The organism is Streptomyces sp. NPDC088794, assembly GCF_044750545.1.
In the GTDB taxonomy this organism is placed as follows: domain Bacteria; phylum Actinomycetota; class Actinomycetes; order Streptomycetales; family Streptomycetaceae; genus Streptomyces.
Map to the genome: position 1 here is coordinate 387,387 of NZ_JBIVKB010000005.1, position 21,095 is coordinate 408,481.

Consider the following 21,095-nt stretch of genomic DNA (forward strand, 5'->3'; position numbering starts at 1 on the left):
CGCCCGCGCTGGTATCGCGGGCGGCCGGCTTTCACACCCTAGGCCGCACAACCGGAGGAACTCATGACCGAACAGCCCGAGACCATCCGCAAGAGCCTGTTGCCCTGCATCCCGCCGCCCGAGTGGGAGTTCCACACCGTCCTCGGCGCCCGCGCCGACTCGGAAGGGTGCGCACTGTTCCCCGGCGACACCGGTCCGGTCGTCGTCCGCCGTCTGCGTACCTACGGCGATTGGGAGCCGGTATGCCCGGACCGATGGGCGCCTGAGCCTCCGACCGCCGGCGCGCCTGCCGTGTCTGCCGGGGTGGCGCCCGCCACCGACGAGGCCTCACCGTCCCGCCGTGCCGGACTGCACGACGAGATCGCCGCCGCCCTGTACGAGAACCTGCACCCGGGCTCGCACTGGTCGGACACCTCCATGCCAGCTGACTGGCGCCCCACCTATCTCGAAGAGGCCGACGTGGTCCTCGCGGTCTTGTACCGGGAGTGGCCGTGGCTCCGCGCAGAAGCCGAAGACGCCGCTGTGCTGCCCGCGAGCGTCGACCGAGCAGACGCACTCCGCGAAGAGGCCGCCGAGCCCGCGCCCATCGACCGGGCCGCCCTGTCCGCGAAGCTCTGGGAGATCGCCGAGCAGCACATCGTCGCCGAGTGGATCTGCTGCGAGCCGCTGGAACCACGGCACACGCTCTGCGCCAAGGGCTACGCCGCGCTCGGCATGGCCCGCACGCTGCTCGTCGACAGCCCGGAGGCATGGAACCCGGAGGCGCCGCTCCTGAACGCGGTCGTCGCCGAGCTGCGTCGTGTGGCCGCCGACACCCCCAACACCACCAAGACGCGCACCTGCGACTGCCCCACCGAGGACGCCCCGGAGCACATGTTCAGCGCCGACGGCTGCACCTGCCGCCCCTGGACCCGCCAGACCACCCCGCCGCGCTACCTCGACCAGCCCGGCGACACCGTCGACATGGTCAGCGGCTGGGAGCGAGGCGCCGACTGCCCGCACCACGCGCCTGCTGGTGGGGCGCCGCAGCCGAAGGAGACCGACGACCCCTGGGCCGCCGGCGAACGCCTCGCCCAGACAGGGATCGACACCCCCGGCTGCGACTGCGGCCACGACGGCATGGGCGAGAGCTGGCACGGCGACGGCTGCGGGTGGAAGTCGATCCCGCCTTGCGACCACTGCGGTGTGCGCGGCCACTCCTTCGAGGACTGCCCCAGCACCGACCAGCCGCAGCCGAAGGAGGCCGACCGTGGCTGACGAACTTGCTCGCCGATTCGTGACACGCCAACTGCAGATGGCCGCCGAGGAGTTGGAACGTGAAGCCGAACGCCTTGCCGTCGCCGCCCGCGTATACGCCGACGAGATCGCAGCCGGACGCCACGGGAGCGCCCATCGACTGGCACAGGACGCCGCCGCGCTGGCTCTGGCCGAACGCCGCTTGGCAGGGATGCGCGACATCGCTGGGCTGATGGGCGAGGACCCCTCGTGACGGGGCTGCTGGTGTACGTGGCGGCCGTGGTCGCGTCGGCGGCTGTCGTGTGCGGGCATCACGGGGAGCGGTGGCCGATACGGCTGGGAGGGGCCAGGAAAGCCGTGAGGGCCCGTCTCGCGGCCTTACACCCACTCAAGGCAGTCCCGGAGGTTCAACCGCCCCGGGAGGCCTCAGGCGCCCACACAGCCCGCCCCGCCCCATCGTGGGCCCGAACCGACAAGGACACCGCATGACCAACCTCCGCACATGGCTGGCCAACCGAATCGCCCGCCCCCAGCTCCGCAAGCGCAACGCCGAGATCCGCAACCTCGACGAAACCTGCATGCGGCTCCGCGCCGAACGCGACGAAGCCCAGGCCGCCGTTGCCCGAGCACGTGCAGAGACAGCCCGCATCCGCGCCATCACACGCACCTGGGAACCCGTCGCCAACCTCATCGACGCGGCCCTCGACGGGCCGATTCGTGAACAGCAGGAACGACCCACCCACCCCGACGGAACGCCGTACCGCTTCCACGAGATCGAAGCCGAAGGGTGGGGCTACTGCGACGGCTGCCGTCTGTGGACCACTGGCACCACGGCTCGCCCGCACCAGTGCGCGAATACGGACACGCAGGAAGAGCAGACTGCGCCGGTCGACTGGCAGGCCATCGCCGAACGACGCGAGCGCGAACTGAAGACCGTCGGCGAGGCGCGCCGCGAAGCCGAGGCGCGGGCCAGGGCTGCGCTCAACGTGATCCACGAATGGCAGCGCGACGGCGAGTCGAACGACTACCTCACCCGCGTACACCGCGCCCTCAACCCGCCCGTCTCCGGGAACAGCACCAGCTCGAACTGACCCAGCCGCCCCGTGCCGGGTCTTCACCGGCCCGGCACCCTCACAACAACCCACACCACCAGCAAGGACAGCCCATGACGCTCGCCGAACTCCGCGCCCAACTCGACGCCCTCAACCTCCCCGACGACACACTCGTCGTCCTCGCCAAGGACGCCGAAGGCAATGGCCACTCGCCGCTCGTCGAGGCCGAGCACGCCATGTACCTCGCCGACACCACCTGGTCCGGCGAGCGCTACATGACCGAAGAGCAGCGCCTCGCCGAAACCGAGCCGGACGAATACAGCGAAGCCCCCGACGGCTCCGTGCACGCGGTCTTCCTGTGGCCGACGAACTGACCGCCGCTCCCGCCCCCGTGCAGCTCACCTGGGATGAGTCCTGCGACCTCGGCGCCGAATGGCACGACCAAACCATCCCGCCCTTCCACCAAGACCTGTGCGGACAGAGAGCCACCGCCGAACAGATCAGCCACATGACCGACATACCGCTGACGGGGAGCTACCTGTGACCGACGAGCCGTTCACCCACGACTTCGGACCCGGCCGCCGCTACTGGGGCCACGACTACTCCCTCAGCAGGGTGACCGACGGCGGCCAGCGCGTGCGCGCCACCGGCTGGGGACACGGCGGGCGCCTCATCAAGGAGGGCGACTACCTGCTCCTGGAGTCCAAGGGCGGAAATCGCGCCACCCGCTACCGGGTGGAGAAGATCCAACACCTGATGGACCCGGATGACATGTGGCACGCCGACCTCGCCTTCGCGCCCCACACCTATGCCACCCAAGCCGAAAAGGACGCCACCCGATGACCGACCAGATCCCGTGGTGCTGCACCGGACCCGGCTACGTCGCCGAGTGCCCACTGTGCCCCGAATACGGCACCAGCCTCCTCGAACCGTGCCCCGGACACGAGGGCAGCGAGGCGAATCAGAAGCGAGTCGCCGAGGCCCGGCTGCACGCCGAACGCCGGCACCCCGGATTCGAATACGCCACCACCCGCGGCCCGCGGAAACAGTGGAACGACCCTGAGCGGCCACCCGCCGGCGAGAACGCGGACCCCGACTACACGTGGCAGCCCAACCCGGACGCCGGCCGGCCCGGTCAAGGTTGGGACCGGTTCGACTACCACGAAGAGGCGTATTGGCGGCGGCCGAGGGAACGTCCGACAGGACCCCAGGAAGTGGACAACGCGGCGGACATTCCGGCGGACAAAAACGGGCCCACAATCCCGAACCGCCAGGTCAAGGCGGGTGAGTTGGTGGACAACCTGGCGGCCACTCTCGTGGTCGACCCGCGCCAGCTGGCCTACGACGCTGTGTATGCGTACATCCGCTCCACCAGCCGCATGCCCGGCGATCTCGCCTACCGCAACGCCATGATCTGGCGTGCAGTGAACGCCGCCCTCGACGCGGCAGGAGTCCCGGGCCGCAGCAACGGAGCCGCCGTTCGGGAACTCGCCGTCGACCTCCTCAACAAGGGCCGCGAATACACCAACAGCAGCATCGACAGCAGCGAATGCCAGGCCAAAGCCCAAGGCGTCATCGACGCATCCTGGGTATTCGCCGAAGCCGCAGGCCTGCCCGAAGACTTCGACCTCAGGCAGATCCGCGACGCCGCCGCCGAGATGGCTGGCGAACCCAAGGCGCGCCTCGACGACGGCCCCAGCATCCGGGAAGCCGCAGCCAACGACCGACCCTGGTTCGACAGCGAACGGGACGGCGAATGACCGTCTGGCTGGTGCCCGCCGCCGCGATCGGACTCGCCGTCGCCGTCAACGCGGCGTTCGCCGTGACGCGGCGGCGGCGACTAGCCCGGAGACGGAAAGACGCACGGACGCCCCAACCTCACTGAGGTCGGGGCCTTCCATGATCAGAAGATGTGGTACTTGACCAGGCAGATCGTCGACGCGTTGTACTTCGCCAACTCGCCCTCATACGTCCGCTGCTGGCCAGCCATGAACGCACTCCACACCAGGCCGACCACCGCAATCCCCACCCCGATCAAAATGCCGCCGGTGACCGCGACGACGATGCCGAACACCACCGCCAGCAGCGCCCACCACACCTCTCCAGGCGGCTCATCCGGCGGGGCATACTTACCGCGATGCGAGGACTCGGACGGCAAGGACTCCCAGTACCCGCGTAGCTGCTGGATGTTCGATTCGCCGCACAGTGGACACGCCATCCCAATCCCCCAAGGCCAAACGGTAGTTGACCGGGGGAGTGTCGGCGGAGGTTCCGATTCAAGCAAGCAGCCGGCAGGCGGTGTGAGAGGGCTCACCGAGGGGGCGCAACGGGCGGGGTCTGCGGGGCGTCAGTTCACCGATCGCAGCAGGAAGTGCGTCACCCGGCAACGGTGATGTAGCCAGCCGCCTCCAGCTCGCTCAGCAGCTCGTCGACGTCCTCCGGCTCAAGCCCCGTGGACCTCCGCTCCAACTCCTGCGCACGCGCGGCTTCAACGTCGAAGTCGCCTTCGGTTGCCGCCAGTTCCAGCAGCAGCCCGAGCGCCGAGAGGCTCACGTCCTGCCGGTGGATCAGTTCGTTGGGGAAGTAGGTCATGTCCTCGAACGGGTCCCGCAGCACGCTGTCGAGGATGTCCGGCCGCACTCGAACGATCTTCTTCGTCATCGCCTTCCTTTCGATACGCCTCGCGCGCACGCGCTAAGGCCGGGCCTGCGGCCCCGCGTATTAACGATGGAGGCGGGAGCCGAAGTGTTGGCCAGCCAGTATTAGGTAACACGTGTTCGTCTTTTAGGGCTCGACTGGTGAACTGTTCCGGGATGAACTGTTCACGCTTGAAGGGTTCACTACTGGCACCTTCACGGAGATCGTCTCTGCGGGGTGTCGTACACGGTCAGGATTGTCACGAAGTCCCCACCGTTCGGTTGCCCCCTCGGCACCCGTGTCTTCTCGCGCGTCATGTAGCCGGCAGCCTCCAGCTCCTGGAAGGCTCGACGGTAGGCACGCTTGCTCTCCGCCAGCGGGCCGCGGTGTCGGTCGGCCGTCTCCCACATCTTGGCGGCATTGGTCTGCCAGCCTGGCCGGTGGGCAAGGATCTGGATCAGAACGAGCCGGGCGAGCGCGGTCAAGCTCTCGTCGTACACGAGCTCGTTGGGGATCTGAGCGAAGTTCTTCTTCGGCTTCGACCGCTCAACTATCAGCATGCGACCACCCGCCGGTGGCGACATTGCGGCGTCATCGGTATCGTCATACGTGTTGCTCGGCCTTCTGGAGATGGTCGGACGGCAGGTGATGGCGGCGGGGATGGTGCCCCGCTCAAAGCGAGAACGGCCGGAGGGATTGAGCCCCCTCCGGCCGTCGCCGTTTGTGCGCAATTTTAGTTGACCATTGCGCCTGAAGTGGCTTATTCCGCCCGGGATTTCACCCCTACATCACCGTCGTCTCGAACGGTTCTGGTAGTTGCGGCAGGTCGACCCTGAAGGCCTGCGCGATGAGGTACCGCGCGACCGTGTCGTGCTCCAACTCGCTACGCCCCGACGGCATCGTCAGGTACATCTCACCGGTCTTGCACTGCACGACCGCACCGAAGAAGCCGGCGTCCGTGATCGAGCTGTCGATGACCTCGACCGCGAGTTCGGCAAGCAGGACGTCGAGCGGCGCGTCCAACACGCGCGAGGGCGACAGGGCGGGTGTGGCGTATGACGCAGGCGCGTGGGCAGCCTTGCGCAGTAAGGTGTTCATCCAAGCCTCTTCTCTAGCGGGGAGTGGGTTGGTGATCGGCGAGTTCGCGCTCGCCGGTGGAACGAGCCCGGTGTTCACGCACCGGGCCGTTCGCGTTGTTGGGGTACACGCTAGGCCGGAACCGGCTACCTACCGCAGGGCGGGCGAGCCGATCCGGACCTTGCGTCACATACCCATTGAGCTGCGAGAATCGCGGGTTTGACGGGTCCGATAGGATTCGTCGCGCCTCCGTCCCGTCGCGCGGACATATCGACTCCCGGGCAACCGTGGCCGGAACTCGTCAGTGCGGCAGTACGTCGTCCAAGTACTCCTGCACCGGCTCGTACAGGCCGTAGGGGACGTACTCGGGAATCTCTCCAAGGGAGACCCAGGCGATCGCATCTAGCTCCTCGGCATCCGCTACGCGGGCCTCGCCACTCACGACCTCGCAGGCCGTGTAGGACATCAGCCGGCCGGTGTTCGGGTGCACGCGCTCACCGAGCAGTCGGATCGCCTTGACGGTGAGGCTGGTCTCCTCAAGCGTCTCCCGGACCGCGGCCTCTTCGGCAGCCTCGCCGTCCTCGATGCCGCCGGCCGGGAACTGCCAACTGAGCTTCCCCTCCTTTACAGCGCGGCGCACCATCAGGACTTTGCCGCCCTGCGTGATGATCGCGGCGGAGATGCCGGGCTTCTCAGTCGTCGTCTCGGTCATACGGTGGCCTCCAAGGCGCTCAGGATTGGCGGGTAGATCTGGGCGTGTGGAATGAAGCGCGTGACCGCGGCGCGGGGAACCCACGCCACATCCACGTTCTCCAGCGAGTCACGATTTGTGGCCTCGCCGGCGAGATAGTCGCAGAGGTGATATTCGGCGATCACGCCCGTTACGGGGTGAATGCGTTCCCCCAGGTGTTGGCGGACCATGCAGTGCACGCCGGTCTCCCCGTGTGTCTCCTGCACGGCGACCGTCTCGCCGTCCGCCCCGGGCTTGACCATGCCGGCGGGAAACTGCCAGCGCAGTTCGCCATCCCCGCGTCGGCAGACCAGCAGCACATCGTCGCCTCGCAGCACGACGGCTATCGCTACCCGAAGTGCCTGCGCCTCCATGCGTGGCTCCGGGGGGCGCAGCAGGAGCGCGAACCGTCGGTGCACTGTTTCGTCCGCCTCCTCGTATGCGATGTCCAGGATCTGTTGAACCTCGGTCCGGTGCGTCATGTCGGGGCTGGAGTGCCATCGAGTGATCGTTCGGGCGGAGATTCCGAGGCGTTCAGCGAACGCCTCGTTCGTCATTCGCATGGCCTCCTGGAGGAGGCATGCTGTTTGGCCGGTCCACGTGCCGACGAATTCCACTGTGAGGCTCCCGTGCTCGCTGCGCTCGGGTCTGGCGGGGCGACGGCTAGCTCATGTCGCCGCGGTGTCTAGGTGCTACTGATCTGGCGTTCCGGTGTCGGGGGAGTGTCCTTCTGCCGCGCCCGCGCGAGGCGTTGACTCGGCGTCATGGTCAGACTTGCCGCGCTTCGCACTCCGCCCTTTGGCGATGGCTTCCGCCCAGCCGTAGCTGCGGCCGAACAGATAGCCCACTTCGGCCCACGTGCGCCCTGGTCGCAGTCCCTGTACGGCGGCCCGCTCGATCGCGTAAAGGGCTTGGTCGCTCTCCGCCAGCTGCTTGCGGGCTTCGAGAGCGGCCAGGCCCTGCGTCAGCAGGTCGTCTATGGCTGCGACTTCGGCGACTTTCGCCTCCAGGGACTCCGTGAACGCATCTGTCATGAGGTCAGCGTAGGAGTCAACACGCCAGTTCTCAAGACGGTGTTGACATCTACTCAGATAGGTTTCAGGATGGTGTTGAAGCAAAGGGCGCTCCACCGCCTGAAGCTCCAGCAGTCGCTCCACCGGCTGCGCCCCACAAACGAAGACGGCCCCAGCCGAGGGACTCCACTCCCTCAGGCCAGGGCCTGACCAACAGGTTCTGTCTAGGAGACCACGTTGGCTACCACCGATCTTATCGGCACGCCTGAGCCTGCCGATCACCCCACCGCCCCGCTTCCGCAGCTGGCCGCGACCGCGCTGGCCCGCCTGGAGCTGTCGCTTCTCCCGCCGCATGCCGCTGACGCCGTGTCCCGCTACGAGGCGGCGACCGCCCGCTACGACGCTCTGGTGTCCCGCCCGCTGGAGACTCTGTCGCAGCCCGAGCTGGACTCGTTCTTGGACGCACAGCAGGTGATGGCCGACGCGTTCGGTGTCCTCGCCGGGCTGAAGCGCCTGGACTTGATCGGCCCGGCGGAGACTGCGGCCCGGTACCGGCAGGCGTCGGCGCACTGCGCCGAACTCGCGGCGCGCGGCGACATGGACGGCTGCTGGGATGTTCAGGACGAGATGCGCATGTGCCTCTGCCGTCTCCAGGCCGCCGGCCGGCTCGACCTCGTCGGCGGTGCCTGATGCGAACCGTGAAGCGTCTCGCGGTTGCCGTCGCCGTCGCGGCTCTGGCGTTGACGGCCTGCCAGCCCGCGCAAGGCCCGGCCGGAACGGTGGTCGACAAGGACCGCACGTACTGGTCGGCGACGAAGCAGTGGACGTACAAGCTGACCGTCGAGAAGGCGGACGGCAGTACCGCGCAGTTCAAGGTGCTGCGCGGCGCCTACAAGGCGTGCAACAAGGGCGAGGCCTACCCGGGGTGCGCGTCGTGAGCGCCCGCCAGGTCCTGGAGCGTTTCCCGGCCGGCGCCCCGCGCGGTTCGTGGCCGGCGGAGGAGTTCGCTGCCGCCCGCCGCGTCGAGGGCCTGAACGTTGAGGTCCGGATGGACATGGACTCGGATGCGTTCCTCGTCATCACGAACGGCGGTGAGGAGTCGTGAGGGAATCCATCTTCGACCGTCGTCGGCAGCGGGACGCCAACCGGGCCCTCGGGAAACTGCTCGCGGTGAAGAGCCTGCCGGTCATCTCGTGGACGATCCCGGTATCGGGTGCCCTGGTCGGCGACGTCGACTCGCTGACGTCGACGCCGGACGAGCAGCGTGCCGCGTTCGACGCCTGGATCCGTCACCTGAACGCTGAGGCTGTTCCGGATCGTGTCGCCGGCGACGGCAACTCCTACCTGTACGCCAAGTTCCGTATGGCCGAGGGCTTCGGTGTGGGCGGCGCTATCCGCGCCACCATCTACCCGCACATGAGCGACGAGGCGGGTGAGGAGTCGTGACGGTGACGTGGATCGAGATTGCCTGCCAACTGTTGGCCGCGCTCGTGCTGGGCGGGTTGGCGGTGCGCGTCGGCGCCATCGACATCCCGCATTCGCTGGCGGAGATGGAAGACCCGCCGGACCCGTACCGGGGCGGCTGAACCCGAAGACCGCCGCGGGTGGCGGTTGAACGCCCCCGTCCCGCCACCCGCGGTGCCCAACCCCGCACCACCCTCACCGTTCCTGCTGCCCTGAAGGGTCCCGCCATGTCTCCGTTCCTGTTCTCCGCTGACCACGCCACGTTGTCGGGCGGCTCCGACCGCGCTTTGGCGTTGGTACCGACGGCGCTGTCGATCTCCGACTTGTTCGCCGAGTACGCCGCCGCCAGCCGGGCCCGTCGGGCGGAGATTCGCCTCGCCGCCGACCCGGACCTGCTGGCCGAGCTCGACGGCTTCGACTACCCGGCCGCTGCGTGATGCCCCGCTTCACCGTCACCCGCCGCGGCATATCCGGCCCGGGCGAGGGTGGCCAGTACACGTACAGCACCCGCGCCGACAGCGCTGAGGAGGCCGTCGCGAAGACCGCTGCGAAGGCCGATCGCCCGCATCACCGCATCAACCGGGGCGGCACCGTCCTTGACCCGGAACCGACCGACATCTCCCGCATCGACTGAAGGAGAACGCCATGTCCAAGCCTTCCTGGCTGCCGAGTCAGCTCGCCGACCGCGCCAGTGCCGCCGATGCCCTAGGCGCCGCAGCCGATCAGTCCAACCTGTGCCGCTCCATCGCGGACGGCCTGCACACCCAGGGTCGCGACCACTACGGCGACCCGACCCATACGGCGGCGGTCGTCGAGAGCCACCGGCTGGGTGACATCGCTGAGGCGCACGGCTTCAACGGTCAGGACGTCATGGACGAAGCCGCCCGTCGGCGCACCTGACCGCCATCGACCGGCTGCACACCGCCACCGCCGACCGGCTGCTGCTGGACACGGTCGAGGAGGCGCGCCAGCTGGCCGTCGCCCTCGGGAACGCCGCACCCGCCGACGGGCCGGTCGACGACGCCGCAGTCACCCAGTTCGGCGGGCAGGCCCGCGAGGTCCACACCAAACTCCGGCAGGCCGCACACCACGCACTGCACCACTGACCCCCACGCCAACTCGACAGGAGCCCCCATGGGAAAGATCGCCAACTTCGTTCTCGGTACCCCCGAGCAGCGCGAAGAAGCCCCGCAAGTCGAAGCGCAGCTGACCGGCTGCCCGACTTCAAGCCGAGAGGAGCCCTGATGGGCCTGTCTAGCCGTAAGCCCGAGACCGAGAGCCAGGAGTACGCCCGACTGGTCCGCGAGCAGGAGAAGCGCGACCGCAAGAACCGTCGCCTGTACGGGCCGCCCACCGAGCCGGACGACGACAACCCGATCGTCGGAATCGTCGGTGGGCCCGGCGCCAGCACCACTTTCTACAGCGCCTTCTTCGGAGGCTGACCGGCTGCCCGCGTCGCCCGGCCCACCGCCGGGCGGCAAGGAGAACCGACGCAGCACCACCCCACCCCGTCCGTTCCGACCAAAGAGGTCGTCATGTTCCGCATCATCGCCTGGCTGCTGCTGCTGGTGGCCTTCCTGATCGTCGTCGGCCTGTGGCCTGCGGCTGCCGCTCCGGTGGGCCTGGCGTTCGCCGGGCTCGCCGTCATCGTCGGCGCGATCCCCGGGCCCGTGTGGCTGCTGGTCGCCGGCGCCGTCTGGCTCAGGTTCCGCCACGCCCCCGCAAAGCCCGCCACCGCCTGACACCCGAAAGGACTGATTCCCCGTGACCGCCACGTCTGTCGAGAAGGTTAACGGCCACGCGCCGGGCTTCGACCCGCGTGCGCTGGCCGAGGCGGAGGCGATCCGTACCCGAGCCGCCGCCGAAGCCGAAGCCCTTCGCATCGAAGCGCAGGGCAAGGCCGACGCCGAACGTGCACTCGCCGCCGAGCAGGCCGAGGAACTGCGCATCGCCAACGAGCGCAAGCGGATGCGGCTGGAGAAGGACCAGGCCGACCACCAGGCCCACCTCGCCAGGAAGGCCGCCGAGACCGCCAAGTCGGAAGCCGACAAGGAGAAGTCCGAGAAGGCCGCCGCCGACGAGGAGGCCGCCGAAGCCAAGCGGGACGCGGAGCAGCGACGATCCGAGAACTGGTGGAAGTGGGGTGCACGCGGCATCTACGCCGTCGGCCTGGTGATCGCCGCCCCCGTTCAGTTCATGCACTTCTGGGACCCCAAGCGGCCGTTCCTCATCGCGGCCCCCGCCCTGCTCGAAGGCCTGGCCCTGGTCCTGGCGTTCGGCGCAGCCTGGGCGACCGCCCACCGCCGGGACGTCGCCCCGTACCGGGTCGGCATCATGATCGGCGCCGCGATCGCCGCGGGCATCAACATGTACGGCGGCGTGACCGACGAGGCGATCGGCTTCAACGCCGGCCTCATCGGCGCCATCGCCTCCCTCGGCGGCCCGATCGTGTTGATGGCCTACGAGCACGGCATCGCGCAGAAGGCTGATGGAATCCCGTCCTGGCGGGAGCGCCGCGCTGCCGAGAAGGCGGAGCAGGAGACGGCCGCCGCTCGCGAGATGGCACGCGCTGAGAAGCGGGCTGCCGAGGTGAAGACCACCGCGGAGAAGGCGGCCCGGGAACAGGCCGCCAAGGAGGAGCAGGCACACCGCGACGCCGGCCGCCAGGCGAAGCACCCGGACGTGTGGGAGGTCGCCGATGCACTGCGCTCCGCCCGCGGTTCGATGTTCGTCACCGAGCAGATCTGGGCCGAGTCCTGGCTCCTCGTGACGGGCTGCAAGACGGTCGGGATCCGCCCAGAGATCGAGGCTCAGTCGCGGGCTGCACAGGCCCACATGCGGACCGTCACTGACATGCCTGTCATGGGCCCTGCGTCCCTGATCAGTTCCCAAATCAAGACCCGCCAGAAGAAGGATCCCGACACCCCAGATGGGCGCCGCAACAACGGCGGCACCCCGCCCGTTCGCCGGCCCGGCGACACCCCTCGCTACAGCGAAGTCGCCAAGCGCCAGATCGGCCGCGAGACGGCCGCCCGGAAGACGGGGGAGGCGATCGAATGACAGGCATTACCTATGTCCTAGTCCACCGCGGATATCAGTCCGTAAAGATCGGTTACACGACCCCCTCCGCGAACCGACTCCGGGAGTTGGCGCGACGAGACTGGAAGCCCCACCGGCTCCTCCGTTCCGAGTCGGCGAGACAGGCCAGGGAGATAGAACAGGCCGCCCTCTTCGACATCCGCTTCCGGCTCTATGTCCCGGCCCACCTGTCCAGGGCACAGCTGCGCGGTGTTGACGGATGGACTGAGACGTCGAGCCTCGCACTGATCAGCGCAGCGGAGGTCTGGGACATCGTCTGTCAGCAGGCGGGGCTGATCCAGCTGGATCCCATCGTTTGTGGGCCGCCGGACGGTCGCCGGAACAACGGTGGAACCCCACCTCGCCGGGTAGCTGGCCAAACCCTGCCCTATAGCCGCATGGCGCGCAGACAGGCCCGTCATGAACAGGCCTTCCGCTCCTTCAAGAGCCCCCGCCCGAACGACAACTAACCCACCCTCAGGAGAGAGAACGATGACCACCACCTTCCGCCAGCTCGCCGTCACGGGCGGTACGGCCGCGCTCCTCATCGGAGGCGCCGCCGCAGTCACCGTCGCCGTGCCGAGTCCCGCCTCTGCCGCCACCCAGCACGTCGCCGCACGTGCCGTCACCGCCCCCGTGAACCTGCCCGACGGCCGCACCCTGCGGATCACCGGCATGGGCGGTTACGGCCACCAGGCCACCGGCCAGCACATCGCCACCGTCGCCGCGTTCAAGACCGACACCACCCCGGGCGCGGACCCGAGCCTCGGCACCGGCCTCACCCCCAACGGAGGCGCCGGCGCCCAACTGCAGAACCCCGTCAACGGAACCCAGACCGGATACAACCAGCAGGTCACTACCCAGGCGTCTGGGGCTGCCATCAGCGTCACCGTGGCCATCGGCATCGGTCTCCTGATCGGCGTGATCGTCATGGTGCGACGGGGGACCGTGAAGTTCGTTCCTGCCTTCGCCTGCGTGGCTCTCGGTGTCTACCTGGCCCCGACCATGGTCGGTCCGATGATCACCAACCTGGGCGGGTCCGTCGGCGGATCCCTCGGAAACCTCTGGGCCGGCTTCTAAGCCACCCCTCCGACGGCGCCCAACCCGGGCGCCGCCCCAACTCCCCGAAAGGACACGGCCAGTGGCCACCGAGGCAGAGTCTCCCGCCGTCGAGCAGCAGCCCAACATTCCGCCCATGCCCACCCAGCCGCCCGCCAGCCCGGAGCCCAGCCGCGGCGACAAGGTCAAGGCCGCGTTCGCCACCCAGAAGGGCCACGCCACCGCCCGCACGAAGGACTGGCTGGCCGCCGGCGACCTCGACCCCGTCGACATCATCCAGATCGCGGCGCAGCGCAAGCAGGCCAAGCACGACCAGACCGTCGCTCACCAACAGGGCCTCGTCGCCGACCTGCACGCCAAGTTCGGCGAAGCCAGGCTCAGGATGGAAGCCAGCGGAGGCAGCAGCGGAAGCGGCCAAGTGTCCGCCTACGCCCGCCGCCTGGCCTCCGAAGAGTCCAAGCTGGAGGCTCTGCGCGCCCAGATGGTGATGCCACCCACCGACCGGGAGATCGAGAAGGTCCGCGCCGGCAAGAAAGCCGGCCGCGCCCTCCTGCTCGCCGGCGGGGGACTCGCAGCCCTGCCCGTGACGGGCACCGTGATTGAGCAGGCCGCGCACGGCCAGCCCATGCTGCTGGCCTTCCTCGGAACGGCCGGCGCCTACGGCTGGTACCTCGTGTCGCGCCCTTTCGTCGACGGCCAGCCTGCACCTGCCCCGATCACGGAGCAGCTGGCCGCCCCGGTGAGCATGGTGAAGCAGGAGCAGCCCGGGGGGCGGGACTTCAACGCCCCGCCACCGCCCGCGCTCACGGTGTCGCAGCTTGAGGAGGCGCTGCGCGCGATCGGTGAAGTGCGCGGCGAGGAGCAGCTCCAAATCCTGGCCGTGCCCCAGCGTGACAAGGACGGCAACACCACCGTCGTCTTCGATCTGCCACCGCGTACCACCGTCGCCGAGCTGAAGAAGAAGCTGCCCAAGCTGGCTGGCGCCCTCGGCCGCGACGTGTCCATGGTCGACATCGAGAAGGCGGGCACCGAGGTTCGCACCTCCCTGTGGATGACGGACCGGGACGCGTTCGCGGATACTCGCCCGTCCCCGCTCCTCAAGGCGCCCAGCCAGATCGACGCCTGGAAGGACGGCGTACCCGTCGCCTGGAACAAGCGCAGCATCTCTGTCCGGCTGGCCATCAAGGACCAGTCCTTCGTGATCGCAGGCAGGAGTCGCTCCGGCAAGGGCGTCGGCGCATCCAACCTGGTCGTCGGTACCGGCTTCGACCCGCGCATCAACCTGCGGATCGTTGCGGGCAAGAACAACGGCGAGTGGGATCCCTACGCCAAGACCGGGGTGGCCTCCACCTACTTCAAGCCCAACCCGGAGCGCCTGCTGGCCCTGTTGAAGGCGTTGCTTGCCGACAAGGACCGGCGCGAGGCCGACCTCGGCGCGCTCGGCAAGAGCAAGATCGTGGCCCCGGTCATCGAGCAGGTCGGCGGCCTGGAGTTGCTGGTCATCGACGAGCTTGCCACCTATACCCGGCCGGGCAAGCGGCTTCGAGAGGAGATCCTTGAAGCACTCATCGAACTTTCTGCGGTCGGCCTGAGCTCGGGCATCTTCATGATCCTGATCACTCAGTATCCGGAGGCGGACGTCATCCCGCAGGCGCTGGCTATGAACTGTGGCGCACGCTGGGCCATGGCCGTGGAGAACGCAACCCAGTCCAACGCGATCCTCGGCGGCGGCCAGGCCAGCGCGGGCCGCGACGCCTCGAAGTTCGACCCGCCGCGCCCCGGCTTCGGTTGGCTCGTCAACACGTCCGCCGGCGTCACCGACCTGGCTCGGTCGTTCGACCTCGACGAGGACGAACGGGGCGAGATCACCATGCTGCTGGAGAAGGCCGCGAAGATCCGCGAGAAGGCGGGTCGGTTGGCCGGGCAGTGGGACGACCCGATCGAGCGGCACCTCCTCAACGCGACAGGCCTGTCGTCGGCAGCCGGCGGGCCGAAGCGGGACGGAGTGCCCGGCCGCAACGTGCTGAACCACACGCCGGAACAGCGCATGCAGATGGATGCGCTGCGCGGCTGCATCAAGGCCATGGATGTGCTCGACAGGGACGTGGCCCAGCTTGACGAGATGGCGCAGATCATCGGCGGCGGCATGACGAAGGAGCGTCTCGGTGACCTTCTCCGGGCCGGCGGCGCAGGAGGCGTCACGAAGATCGTCATCGAGGGGCGCGGGCGCACCACGGGCTATGAACGCGCCGACATCGCCGACGCATTGAAGCTCATCGAAGGCCAGTAGATCGGCCCGTTATATGCCTTAAGTCCTATCCATCCAGTAGGACATCGCCCGAAATGCCCAAGACTGCGCGGTAGGACACCTCACCACCGCCAGGACAGTGTCCGGACAGAGTCCTACCCCTGTCCTACCTGTCTTGGGGTGCAGTCCTGGGCAAATCATGCCAAGTCCTACCCGACAAGCTTCCTAAACACCACAAAGGAGACGCCATGCCCGCGTTCGAGCCCACCCCGAGGGGTGTCCGGCAGCTCACCGACTACATCAAGAAGAAGGGAAAGGGGGTGACCGTCTACACCGTCCACGAGATCAAGGACTGGGGGATCGGCGCCGAGAAGGTCTACAACTCCCACACCTTCGACAACCGGCAGCCCATCACCGGCATCTGGCAGGCCGGCACCGACAGCGCCGGGATGATCCTGGCCCGCAGCGGCCGGGTCTACACCGAGCCGCCCCGCAACATGCGATTCATCGGCGACCCCGCCCCGCAGGTCGCCGGTCCGCTCGGGCACGGCAACACCGGCGATCACAGTACGGAAATCGACGAGGGCGAGATCCGCGGCCTCATGAAGCGGCTCCGCGGCGCCCCAGACCCGCGCACACGTCGCGTCTGACCGAACCAATCAACAGGAGGGCTCATGCCGCACCAGACATCGAACGGCTCCCTCGTGGTCGTCACCGCCGGAGCCCACCTCTCCCACATCACCTGCTACGGCTGCAACGAACGCTGGACGGTAAAGAACGCCGAAGCCGATCAGCTCGCCGAACGGCACGCAGCCAACTGCCGCCCCCACGCCAGTCGATAGCCAAGCCGGGGCGCCCCTTCCAGCCTGCCAGCGATCAGGGGCGCCCCATCCACCTACCACGCGCGAACGCGCAGACAGGCACGCCCACATGACCACGACCCTGCTCGCCCCGGCAAGCCCGCCCCCCGTCCTCAACCTCGAAGCCAGGCTCGCGATCGTCGACGCCGCCATGACCATCCGCCTCGAACGAGCCGCCGTGGCCTTCGAGGTCAACACCGCCCACCTTGGCGGCGCCGACCCGGTTCCTACGATCACCGAAGTCGTGCCGCTCACACCTACCCTCACGCCGACCGTCGACCCTTACAGCACGCCGCTCGCCTCCGTTCTCCACCGGGCGCGCGCCGTCATCCTGCGGGAGGGCTGGTGCAAGGAAGCTTTCGACGACGCTGGCGCCGTCTGCCCCATCCACGCCATCCGCCGCGCCACCCACAACCGCCACCAGGCCGACGACGCCTGCGTACTCCTCCTCGAAGCCATCCAGCGAGACTTCCGGGATGCCGAAACCATCCCCAGTTGGAACGCCGGTCAGACCAGCGCGACGCCCGTGCTCCTCGCATTCGACCGCGCCGCCCAACTCGCCCACCGCCGCGGCCTGTAGAGAAGGGACGCCCATGTCCAGCCTCACCGAAACTGCCGTCGACCTGCACGTCGCCTACGAGAAGGCGCGGCGCGCCGGATCACCCACCGACGAATTCCTCACCAAGACCGTCATCCCCGCCACCGACCGTGCCGTCGCCGCGGGCGCCGACTTCGACAGCATCCACGCCGACGCCGACCGCAAGTACGGGCAATGGCTCATCGACAACGCGGGGGAGTAGATCTCTGCTGCGGATCAGCCCACAAAGGAGCCCCGGCCGAAGTTCCGGCCGGGGCTTTCGTGTCGGGTACGGCACGCGCCATCCATCGCTGGTCGGTCAGCTCGTGAGGCGGTATCAGCTCCCGCAGGCCCAATGGCAGTAGCAGCCGACGGGCATCCTGCTCCTGGGGAAAGCTGAGGCGACGAGGAGGCATTGTGAAGCCGATCAGGAGGATCGCGGTAGAGGCGTGGGCGGTCATCCGCTACCTGGCGACTGGCCGCACGCGCAGCAGGCGTGACCGTCAGGCGCTTTCCGACTACCAGCGATACGCGGCAGCGAGTCGCGACGGGGAGGACGGCTGACTGTGCCATTGGCCGTGAGTGTCAAGCGCATGCGGCACCATTGGCCTAGTAGTGCCCTTGTTCCCCGTTCCAACGCCGGAGGAGCTGCACCATGCACGACCACACCGACGACGGCGCCGAATACGAATGGCCGGTCTGCGTCACCCCCCGCTGCAACCGTCGGCTGTGGGTCGCGGAGGCCGACAGGTGGGCTTGCCGCCCGTGTGAGGACGTCACGGCGTCGCGCATCGCCGAACTGCCCGCCCTGTTCCGCCGCTTGGACACGACGGCCGCCCTGATGCGGGGTGCGCGCCGTCCGGGCGCCGGGTCGTCGGGCAGTAGGACGCCGCCGATCCCGCCTCGTCTGGAAGTCCTCACGCTGGTCGGCCCGGGTGGTGTGGCGGCGCGTTTGTCGGCGATCGAGGATGCGTGGCGGCAGACGCTCGGCTGGACGGTCGCCTCGTGGCGTGGTTCACCGGCTCAGGCGATGCCTCAGCTGGTCGCGTTCCTCGCCAACAACCTGCTGTGGGCGTGCGGCAGTTACGAGGAGGTCGGGCAGGACATCGACGAGTTGCGACGCCTGCACGGCGAGATGAAAGCCGTCGCCGACGACGAACGACGGCCCGGGCGGGTGCAGATCGGGAACTGTCCCGTGCGGGTTGACGACGGGCTGTGCTGGACGCCGCTCACCGCGTCCGCCGCCAGCCACCGAGTACGGTGCGGCGGCTGCGGAACGCGGTGGGAGACGATCGGGGAGTGGCGGGAACTCCGGGCCGCACAAGAGCAGGTGCTTTCTGAACTGGCAGGAGTCGCCGCATGAAGCTCAAGCACAAGATCAACCATGGGTGGCAGCGGCCGTCCGAGGAGGTCACCGACTCCTACCAGCGTGAAATCGATGCCTCGCTCCGCAAGGCAGAGAAGGCGTGGCGGAAGGCACAGAAGGCTGCCGAGCGCGCCGAACGGATGGCTCGACAGAAGGCCAGTCCAGAAACCATCGCGGCCCGCGACGAAGCCAGGCTGCTCGTGCTTCAGCGCCTCGACGATTTGCGTCAGATCGAAGAACTCATGCGCACGCCAACCCATGCGCCAACGTCAGCCGTGCACCGCACCGGAAGGCAAGATCGACTCGAAGTCGGGACCTACGTCAAACCCAAGAGGAAGCGCCAGCCGAAGGCGCCCGTCAAGAGCCGGAGGAAGCCGTGAGGGGCAAGCACGGAACCGCAGCGCAGAACCGCCGCGAGCGCGCCGAGTTGGAACAGCGAGCGACAAAGGCAGAGCAGCGGGTGGAGCGACTTGAGAAGGAACTTGCCACCCTTCGTGAGAGCAGCCAGCGCCAGATCAGCGGCCTCCGAGGCGAGCTTGGGCAGGTGGCGAAAGAGCGAGACGAGGCTACATCGCCGGAACTCGCCAAGGCGCAGGAGCAGATCGCCAAGCTGGCGCGCGAGCGGAATGACGCCAACGAGTACGTGGACAAGATGAAGATTCGTTGGGGGCTCGCCTTCCAGCAGCTCAAGGAGAGCCTCGTCGCAGTTGGCTTGACTGAGACCGAAGTCATGGAGATCTTCGCAGGGGCCATGGACGGTTCGCCGAAGACGGTGACTGCCGGGATCCAGGGGAGCTACGACCAGAGTGACGCAGACCGGGACCGGATCAGGGCGATCCAACGTGCGCGTGGAATACGTGGGCCCAGGGAGCGGCTAGTCCAGGCCGAGGCTGATACTGCCTGACCTGCCCGAATCCCGCCGAATGGATCTAAAACGCGGTAGAATTGGGGCAGTTGAGACCCCGGCGAGGTGGCTAGACCTCCCGGGGCGCGGCCGACCGCACCCGAGAGCGAGCCGACATGGTCAAGCCTTCCAGATCACGCGCCAAAGTGCACAAGCCGTTTGCCGTCAAAGGCCTCTCCGAGAACCGAGGCTGGCACGGAATGCCCGGCGCCAAGCTCATCCCGCCCGTAGGCGACCCGAGGCTCGTGCCCTTCATTTTCATCACCAAGACGTGGGTATCTGCTGGCATAGAGATGACAGAGGAGCTCGTCGAAGCGGCCCTCAAGCTCGCCCAGGTCCAGGTGGACAAGGGGCGTGAAGAAGTCCGCAAGACTGAGGAGAAGCGCAAGCAAGAGGCCGAGCGACTGGCTGCCGTCTCGCCCAACCTCTACGGCGACGCCGAACATCCGGTCGTGTACTACATCAGACGCGGCAAGTACGTGAAGATCGGCACTACGGCGAACTTGCGCGAGCGCATGCGAGACCTGATGCCTGATGAAGTTCTAGCGGTCGAACCGGGCGGTCGTGCGCTGGAACAGCGGCTGCACCATCACTTCGCGCGCATCCGCTTCTCTCGTGATCGCGAGTACTTCAAGCTAACCGATGAACTGCAAGAGCACATCGACGCTGTCGTCCGGAAGCATGGTCAGCCGCCGCCAGATCTCAGCACGCTGGATCAAAGCGCCTGACCTGCTTGTGTCAACAGGCCCTGCCCTTGTAATCTCAAAAACTGTTGGATGCCACATCCGACACTGATCCCCCTAAAGCCCCTGCCGAGACAATCCCGGTGGGGGCTTTCGCGTGCCCGGGAGGTGCCATGGCCGACCCCCAGGACAAGGCCCGCTGGGAAGCCCTTGAAGAAGTCCGCGCGAACGGCGGCAACGCAACCGGCATACTCGGCGATCTCTTCAGGGCCGCCGAAGCCGCCAAGGTCATGCCCGGCACCCTCCGCGTCTGGATGAGCCGAGGCAGACTCCAGCCGCTCTTCGGAGAGCCCGGCAAAGAGATCTTCCACATCCCCACCGTCGTCGCCCTCGCCGAAGCCGGACGTGAATCGCGGAAGAAGAAGAGCGAGAGGCGCAAGCCACCGCCCTCCTTCGACCACGGCCGGATGGCCGCCTAGACCCCTGCGCGCGGTGGCAGTAGCGCAGGCAGGCCCTTGAAGCGCCACGCGCTCGGGCCACCCGCCCGCCCGGTCCTGTGGGGGTCCGGGCGGGCAACAACGACCGGGGGAGGCGGCGATGCGGGTGAGCAACAAGTTCCAGGACGCTCTCCGGCGGGCGATCTACCGCTACGAAGTGCCCGTCGACGACCGCTGGCACCCCCTCCAACTCTCCGGGCGCATAGTCCACGTCGCCTGCCGCAACACGCGCGCCGTCGAAGTGTGGGCCCTCCACAGTGGCGGCCCCCTCGTAACGCGGAGCTTCCGCGTGTACGGCACCGGCCACGAACTCCCGCCCGACATCAAGCACGTCGGCACCGCCCTCGCGCCCGGCGGACAGCTCGTCTGGCACCTCATGGAAACCGCCTGAGCCAGGGTCGGCCGCTCACTCCGGGCCCTGACGTCCCGCCGCGCGGAACTACGCCCCAGGCGGCGGGACTTGAACAACGGAGGCCGCCATGCGGCGAGCGCTCATCCTCACCCTCCTCGTACTCGCCTGGACGATCGGGCCCGTCGCCCGCGTCCAGGACGGCCCCGTGACGCCCGCGCCGGAGCCGACGAACACCCTCACCACCAGCCGCTAAGGAGGCGTC

General features: G+C 68.1%; 39 protein-coding genes. 31 read left to right on the forward strand and 8 right to left on the reverse strand.

Features of this window, described 5'->3' with window-relative positions; genetic code table 11:
* Positions 1–63: 63 nt before the first annotated feature.
* The 7 genes from ACIP6U_RS17160 to ACIP6U_RS17190 all read left to right on the forward strand — a co-directional run bounded on the left by ACIP6U_RS17160 (position 64) and on the right by ACIP6U_RS17190 (position 4,048).
* On the forward strand, positions 64–1,257 hold the full coding sequence (locus ACIP6U_RS17160) for a hypothetical protein (protein WP_401717870.1): 1,194 nt from the start codon (positions 64–66) through the stop codon (positions 1,255–1,257).
* Positions 1,250–1,489 (forward strand): hypothetical protein, encoded by a 240-nt coding sequence (locus ACIP6U_RS17165; protein ID WP_401717872.1) that lies wholly within the window; start codon positions 1,250–1,252, stop codon positions 1,487–1,489. The genes ACIP6U_RS17160 and ACIP6U_RS17165 overlap by 8 nt, the downstream gene beginning before the upstream one ends.
* A gap of 232 nt (positions 1,490–1,721) precedes the next feature.
* The gene (locus tag ACIP6U_RS17170; RefSeq protein ID WP_401717875.1) at positions 1,722–2,327 is read left to right on the forward strand and encodes a hypothetical protein; all 606 of its coding nucleotides are present in this window, start codon (positions 1,722–1,724) and stop codon (positions 2,325–2,327) included.
* Between the two features lie 74 nt (positions 2,328–2,401).
* Positions 2,402–2,662 carry a hypothetical protein gene (locus tag ACIP6U_RS17175; RefSeq protein ID WP_401717876.1) on the forward strand — a complete coding sequence of 87 codons (261 nt, stop codon included), beginning with the start codon at positions 2,402–2,404 and terminating at the stop codon, positions 2,660–2,662.
* The gene (locus ACIP6U_RS17180; protein ID WP_401717878.1) at positions 2,647–2,832 is read left to right on the forward strand and encodes a hypothetical protein; all 186 of its coding nucleotides are present in this window, start codon (positions 2,647–2,649) and stop codon (positions 2,830–2,832) included. The genes ACIP6U_RS17175 and ACIP6U_RS17180 overlap by 16 nt, the downstream gene beginning before the upstream one ends.
* Positions 2,829–3,131 (forward strand): hypothetical protein, encoded by a 303-nt coding sequence (locus ACIP6U_RS17185; RefSeq protein ID WP_401717881.1) that lies wholly within the window; start codon positions 2,829–2,831, stop codon positions 3,129–3,131. The genes ACIP6U_RS17180 and ACIP6U_RS17185 overlap by 4 nt, the downstream gene beginning before the upstream one ends.
* A complete protein-coding gene (locus tag ACIP6U_RS17190; RefSeq protein WP_401717883.1) occupies positions 3,128–4,048 on the forward strand; it encodes a hypothetical protein in 921 nt (306 codons plus the stop codon). Before ACIP6U_RS17185 ends, ACIP6U_RS17190 begins: the two co-directional genes overlap by 4 nt.
* A gap of 143 nt (positions 4,049–4,191) precedes the next feature.
* Here ACIP6U_RS17190 and ACIP6U_RS17195 read toward each other — a convergent pair whose 3' ends face one another.
* From ACIP6U_RS17195 to ACIP6U_RS17225, 7 genes are all read right to left on the reverse strand, one after another.
* Positions 4,192–4,446 (reverse strand): hypothetical protein, encoded by a 255-nt coding sequence (locus ACIP6U_RS17195; RefSeq protein ID WP_401717886.1) that lies wholly within the window; start codon positions 4,444–4,446, stop codon positions 4,192–4,194.
* Positions 4,447–4,664: 218 nt separating this feature from the next.
* Complete coding sequence (locus tag ACIP6U_RS17200; RefSeq protein ID WP_401717888.1) at positions 4,665–4,949, reverse strand: hypothetical protein; 285 nt, start codon at positions 4,947–4,949, stop codon at positions 4,665–4,667.
* Positions 4,950–5,140: 191 nt separating this feature from the next.
* The gene (locus tag ACIP6U_RS17205) at positions 5,141–5,485 is read right to left on the reverse strand and encodes a hypothetical protein (RefSeq protein ID WP_401717890.1); all 345 of its coding nucleotides are present in this window, start codon (positions 5,483–5,485) and stop codon (positions 5,141–5,143) included.
* A 223-nt stretch (positions 5,486–5,708) separates the two neighbouring features.
* Entirely contained in the window at positions 5,709–6,023 is a 315-nt protein-coding gene (locus tag ACIP6U_RS17210; protein WP_401717892.1) for a hypothetical protein, read from the reverse strand.
* Positions 6,024–6,303: 280 nt separating this feature from the next.
* Positions 6,304–6,714 carry an NUDIX hydrolase gene (locus tag ACIP6U_RS17215; RefSeq protein ID WP_401717895.1) on the reverse strand — a complete coding sequence of 137 codons (411 nt, stop codon included), beginning with the start codon at positions 6,712–6,714 and terminating at the stop codon, positions 6,304–6,306.
* Positions 6,711–7,295: an NUDIX hydrolase gene (locus ACIP6U_RS17220; RefSeq protein ID WP_401717898.1), complete on the reverse strand. Its 585-nt coding sequence runs from the start codon at positions 7,293–7,295 to the stop codon at positions 6,711–6,713. The genes ACIP6U_RS17215 and ACIP6U_RS17220 overlap by 4 nt, the downstream gene beginning before the upstream one ends.
* 129 nt (positions 7,296–7,424) lie before the next feature.
* A complete protein-coding gene (locus ACIP6U_RS17225; protein ID WP_401717901.1) occupies positions 7,425–7,766 on the reverse strand; it encodes a hypothetical protein in 342 nt (113 codons plus the stop codon).
* A 216-nt stretch (positions 7,767–7,982) separates the two neighbouring features.
* Here ACIP6U_RS17225 and ACIP6U_RS17230 point away from each other — a divergent pair, with 216 nt between their 5' ends.
* The 8 genes from ACIP6U_RS17230 (at position 7,983) to ACIP6U_RS17265 (ending at position 10,109) form a co-directional block, all read left to right on the forward strand.
* Positions 7,983–8,435, forward strand: coding sequence for a hypothetical protein (locus tag ACIP6U_RS17230; RefSeq protein WP_401717903.1), 453 nt, complete (start codon positions 7,983–7,985; stop codon positions 8,433–8,435).
* A gap of 8 nt (positions 8,436–8,443) precedes the next feature.
* Entirely contained in the window at positions 8,444–8,683 is a 240-nt protein-coding gene (locus tag ACIP6U_RS17235) for a hypothetical protein (RefSeq protein WP_401717906.1), read from the forward strand.
* A complete protein-coding gene (locus ACIP6U_RS17240) occupies positions 8,680–8,850 on the forward strand; it encodes a hypothetical protein (protein WP_401717909.1) in 171 nt (56 codons plus the stop codon). The genes ACIP6U_RS17235 and ACIP6U_RS17240 overlap by 4 nt, the downstream gene beginning before the upstream one ends.
* The gene (locus tag ACIP6U_RS17245) at positions 8,847–9,191 is read left to right on the forward strand and encodes a hypothetical protein (protein ID WP_401717911.1); all 345 of its coding nucleotides are present in this window, start codon (positions 8,847–8,849) and stop codon (positions 9,189–9,191) included. Before ACIP6U_RS17240 ends, ACIP6U_RS17245 begins: the two co-directional genes overlap by 4 nt.
* A gap of 2 nt (positions 9,192–9,193) precedes the next feature.
* Entirely contained in the window at positions 9,194–9,331 is a 138-nt protein-coding gene (locus ACIP6U_RS17250) for a hypothetical protein (RefSeq protein ID WP_401717914.1), read from the forward strand.
* A gap of 105 nt (positions 9,332–9,436) precedes the next feature.
* Positions 9,437–9,646 (forward strand): hypothetical protein, encoded by a 210-nt coding sequence (locus ACIP6U_RS17255; protein WP_401717916.1) that lies wholly within the window; start codon positions 9,437–9,439, stop codon positions 9,644–9,646.
* Positions 9,646–9,843, forward strand: a complete 198-nt coding sequence (locus ACIP6U_RS17260; RefSeq protein ID WP_401717919.1) for a hypothetical protein — start codon at positions 9,646–9,648, stop codon at positions 9,841–9,843. The genes ACIP6U_RS17255 and ACIP6U_RS17260 overlap by 1 nt, the downstream gene beginning before the upstream one ends.
* Before the next feature lie 11 nt (positions 9,844–9,854).
* The gene (locus ACIP6U_RS17265) at positions 9,855–10,109 is read left to right on the forward strand and encodes a hypothetical protein (protein WP_401717922.1); all 255 of its coding nucleotides are present in this window, start codon (positions 9,855–9,857) and stop codon (positions 10,107–10,109) included.
* Here ACIP6U_RS17265 and ACIP6U_RS17270 read toward each other — a convergent pair.
* Entirely contained in the window at positions 10,070–10,345 is a 276-nt protein-coding gene (locus ACIP6U_RS17270; protein WP_401717925.1) for a hypothetical protein, read from the reverse strand. The two genes, ACIP6U_RS17265 and ACIP6U_RS17270, sit on opposite strands and share 40 nt — an antisense overlap.
* A 108-nt stretch (positions 10,346–10,453) precedes the next feature.
* Here ACIP6U_RS17270 and ACIP6U_RS17275 point away from each other — a divergent pair, with 108 nt between their 5' ends.
* From ACIP6U_RS17275 to ACIP6U_RS17350, 16 genes are all read left to right on the forward strand, one after another.
* Complete coding sequence (locus tag ACIP6U_RS17275) at positions 10,454–10,651, forward strand: hypothetical protein (protein WP_401717928.1); 198 nt, start codon at positions 10,454–10,456, stop codon at positions 10,649–10,651.
* A gap of 93 nt (positions 10,652–10,744) precedes the next feature.
* Entirely contained in the window at positions 10,745–10,951 is a 207-nt protein-coding gene (locus ACIP6U_RS17280) for a hypothetical protein (protein WP_401717930.1), read from the forward strand.
* A gap of 22 nt (positions 10,952–10,973) precedes the next feature.
* Positions 10,974–12,269 (forward strand): hypothetical protein, encoded by a 1,296-nt coding sequence (locus ACIP6U_RS17285; protein ID WP_401717933.1) that lies wholly within the window; start codon positions 10,974–10,976, stop codon positions 12,267–12,269.
* 510 nt (positions 12,270–12,779) lie between these two features.
* Positions 12,780–13,367, forward strand: coding sequence for a hypothetical protein (locus ACIP6U_RS17290; RefSeq protein WP_401717935.1), 588 nt, complete (start codon positions 12,780–12,782; stop codon positions 13,365–13,367).
* 61 nt (positions 13,368–13,428) lie between these two features.
* Positions 13,429–15,636, forward strand: a complete 2,208-nt coding sequence (locus ACIP6U_RS17295) for a hypothetical protein (protein WP_401717938.1) — start codon at positions 13,429–13,431, stop codon at positions 15,634–15,636.
* A gap of 206 nt (positions 15,637–15,842) precedes the next feature.
* The gene (locus ACIP6U_RS17300; RefSeq protein ID WP_401717940.1) at positions 15,843–16,244 is read left to right on the forward strand and encodes a hypothetical protein; all 402 of its coding nucleotides are present in this window, start codon (positions 15,843–15,845) and stop codon (positions 16,242–16,244) included.
* Positions 16,245–16,268: 24 nt separating this feature from the next.
* On the forward strand, positions 16,269–16,436 hold the full coding sequence (locus ACIP6U_RS17305) for a hypothetical protein (protein WP_401717943.1): 168 nt from the start codon (positions 16,269–16,271) through the stop codon (positions 16,434–16,436).
* Positions 16,437–16,524: 88 nt separating this feature from the next.
* On the forward strand, positions 16,525–17,034 hold the full coding sequence (locus tag ACIP6U_RS17310) for a hypothetical protein (protein WP_401717946.1): 510 nt from the start codon (positions 16,525–16,527) through the stop codon (positions 17,032–17,034).
* Between the two features lie 13 nt (positions 17,035–17,047).
* Positions 17,048–17,254, forward strand: coding sequence for a hypothetical protein (locus ACIP6U_RS17315; protein WP_401717949.1), 207 nt, complete (start codon positions 17,048–17,050; stop codon positions 17,252–17,254).
* A gap of 432 nt (positions 17,255–17,686) precedes the next feature.
* Positions 17,687–18,394 carry a hypothetical protein gene (locus ACIP6U_RS17320; protein ID WP_401717952.1) on the forward strand — a complete coding sequence of 236 codons (708 nt, stop codon included), beginning with the start codon at positions 17,687–17,689 and terminating at the stop codon, positions 18,392–18,394.
* Positions 18,391–18,777 (forward strand): hypothetical protein, encoded by a 387-nt coding sequence (locus ACIP6U_RS17325; RefSeq protein WP_401717955.1) that lies wholly within the window; start codon positions 18,391–18,393, stop codon positions 18,775–18,777. The genes ACIP6U_RS17320 and ACIP6U_RS17325 overlap by 4 nt, the downstream gene beginning before the upstream one ends.
* Positions 18,774–19,301: a hypothetical protein gene (locus ACIP6U_RS17330; RefSeq protein ID WP_401717956.1), complete on the forward strand. Its 528-nt coding sequence runs from the start codon at positions 18,774–18,776 to the stop codon at positions 19,299–19,301. The genes ACIP6U_RS17325 and ACIP6U_RS17330 overlap by 4 nt, the downstream gene beginning before the upstream one ends.
* 116 nt (positions 19,302–19,417) lie before the next feature.
* Positions 19,418–20,029, forward strand: coding sequence for a GIY-YIG nuclease family protein (locus ACIP6U_RS17335; protein WP_401717959.1), 612 nt, complete (start codon positions 19,418–19,420; stop codon positions 20,027–20,029).
* A gap of 128 nt (positions 20,030–20,157) precedes the next feature.
* On the forward strand, positions 20,158–20,463 hold the full coding sequence (locus ACIP6U_RS17340) for a hypothetical protein (protein ID WP_401717961.1): 306 nt from the start codon (positions 20,158–20,160) through the stop codon (positions 20,461–20,463).
* Between the two features lie 118 nt (positions 20,464–20,581).
* Positions 20,582–20,872: a hypothetical protein gene (locus ACIP6U_RS17345; RefSeq protein WP_401717963.1), complete on the forward strand. Its 291-nt coding sequence runs from the start codon at positions 20,582–20,584 to the stop codon at positions 20,870–20,872.
* A gap of 88 nt (positions 20,873–20,960) precedes the next feature.
* Positions 20,961–21,086, forward strand: coding sequence for a hypothetical protein (locus ACIP6U_RS17350; protein ID WP_401717966.1), 126 nt, complete (start codon positions 20,961–20,963; stop codon positions 21,084–21,086).
* Positions 21,087–21,095: the final 9 nt, after the last annotated feature.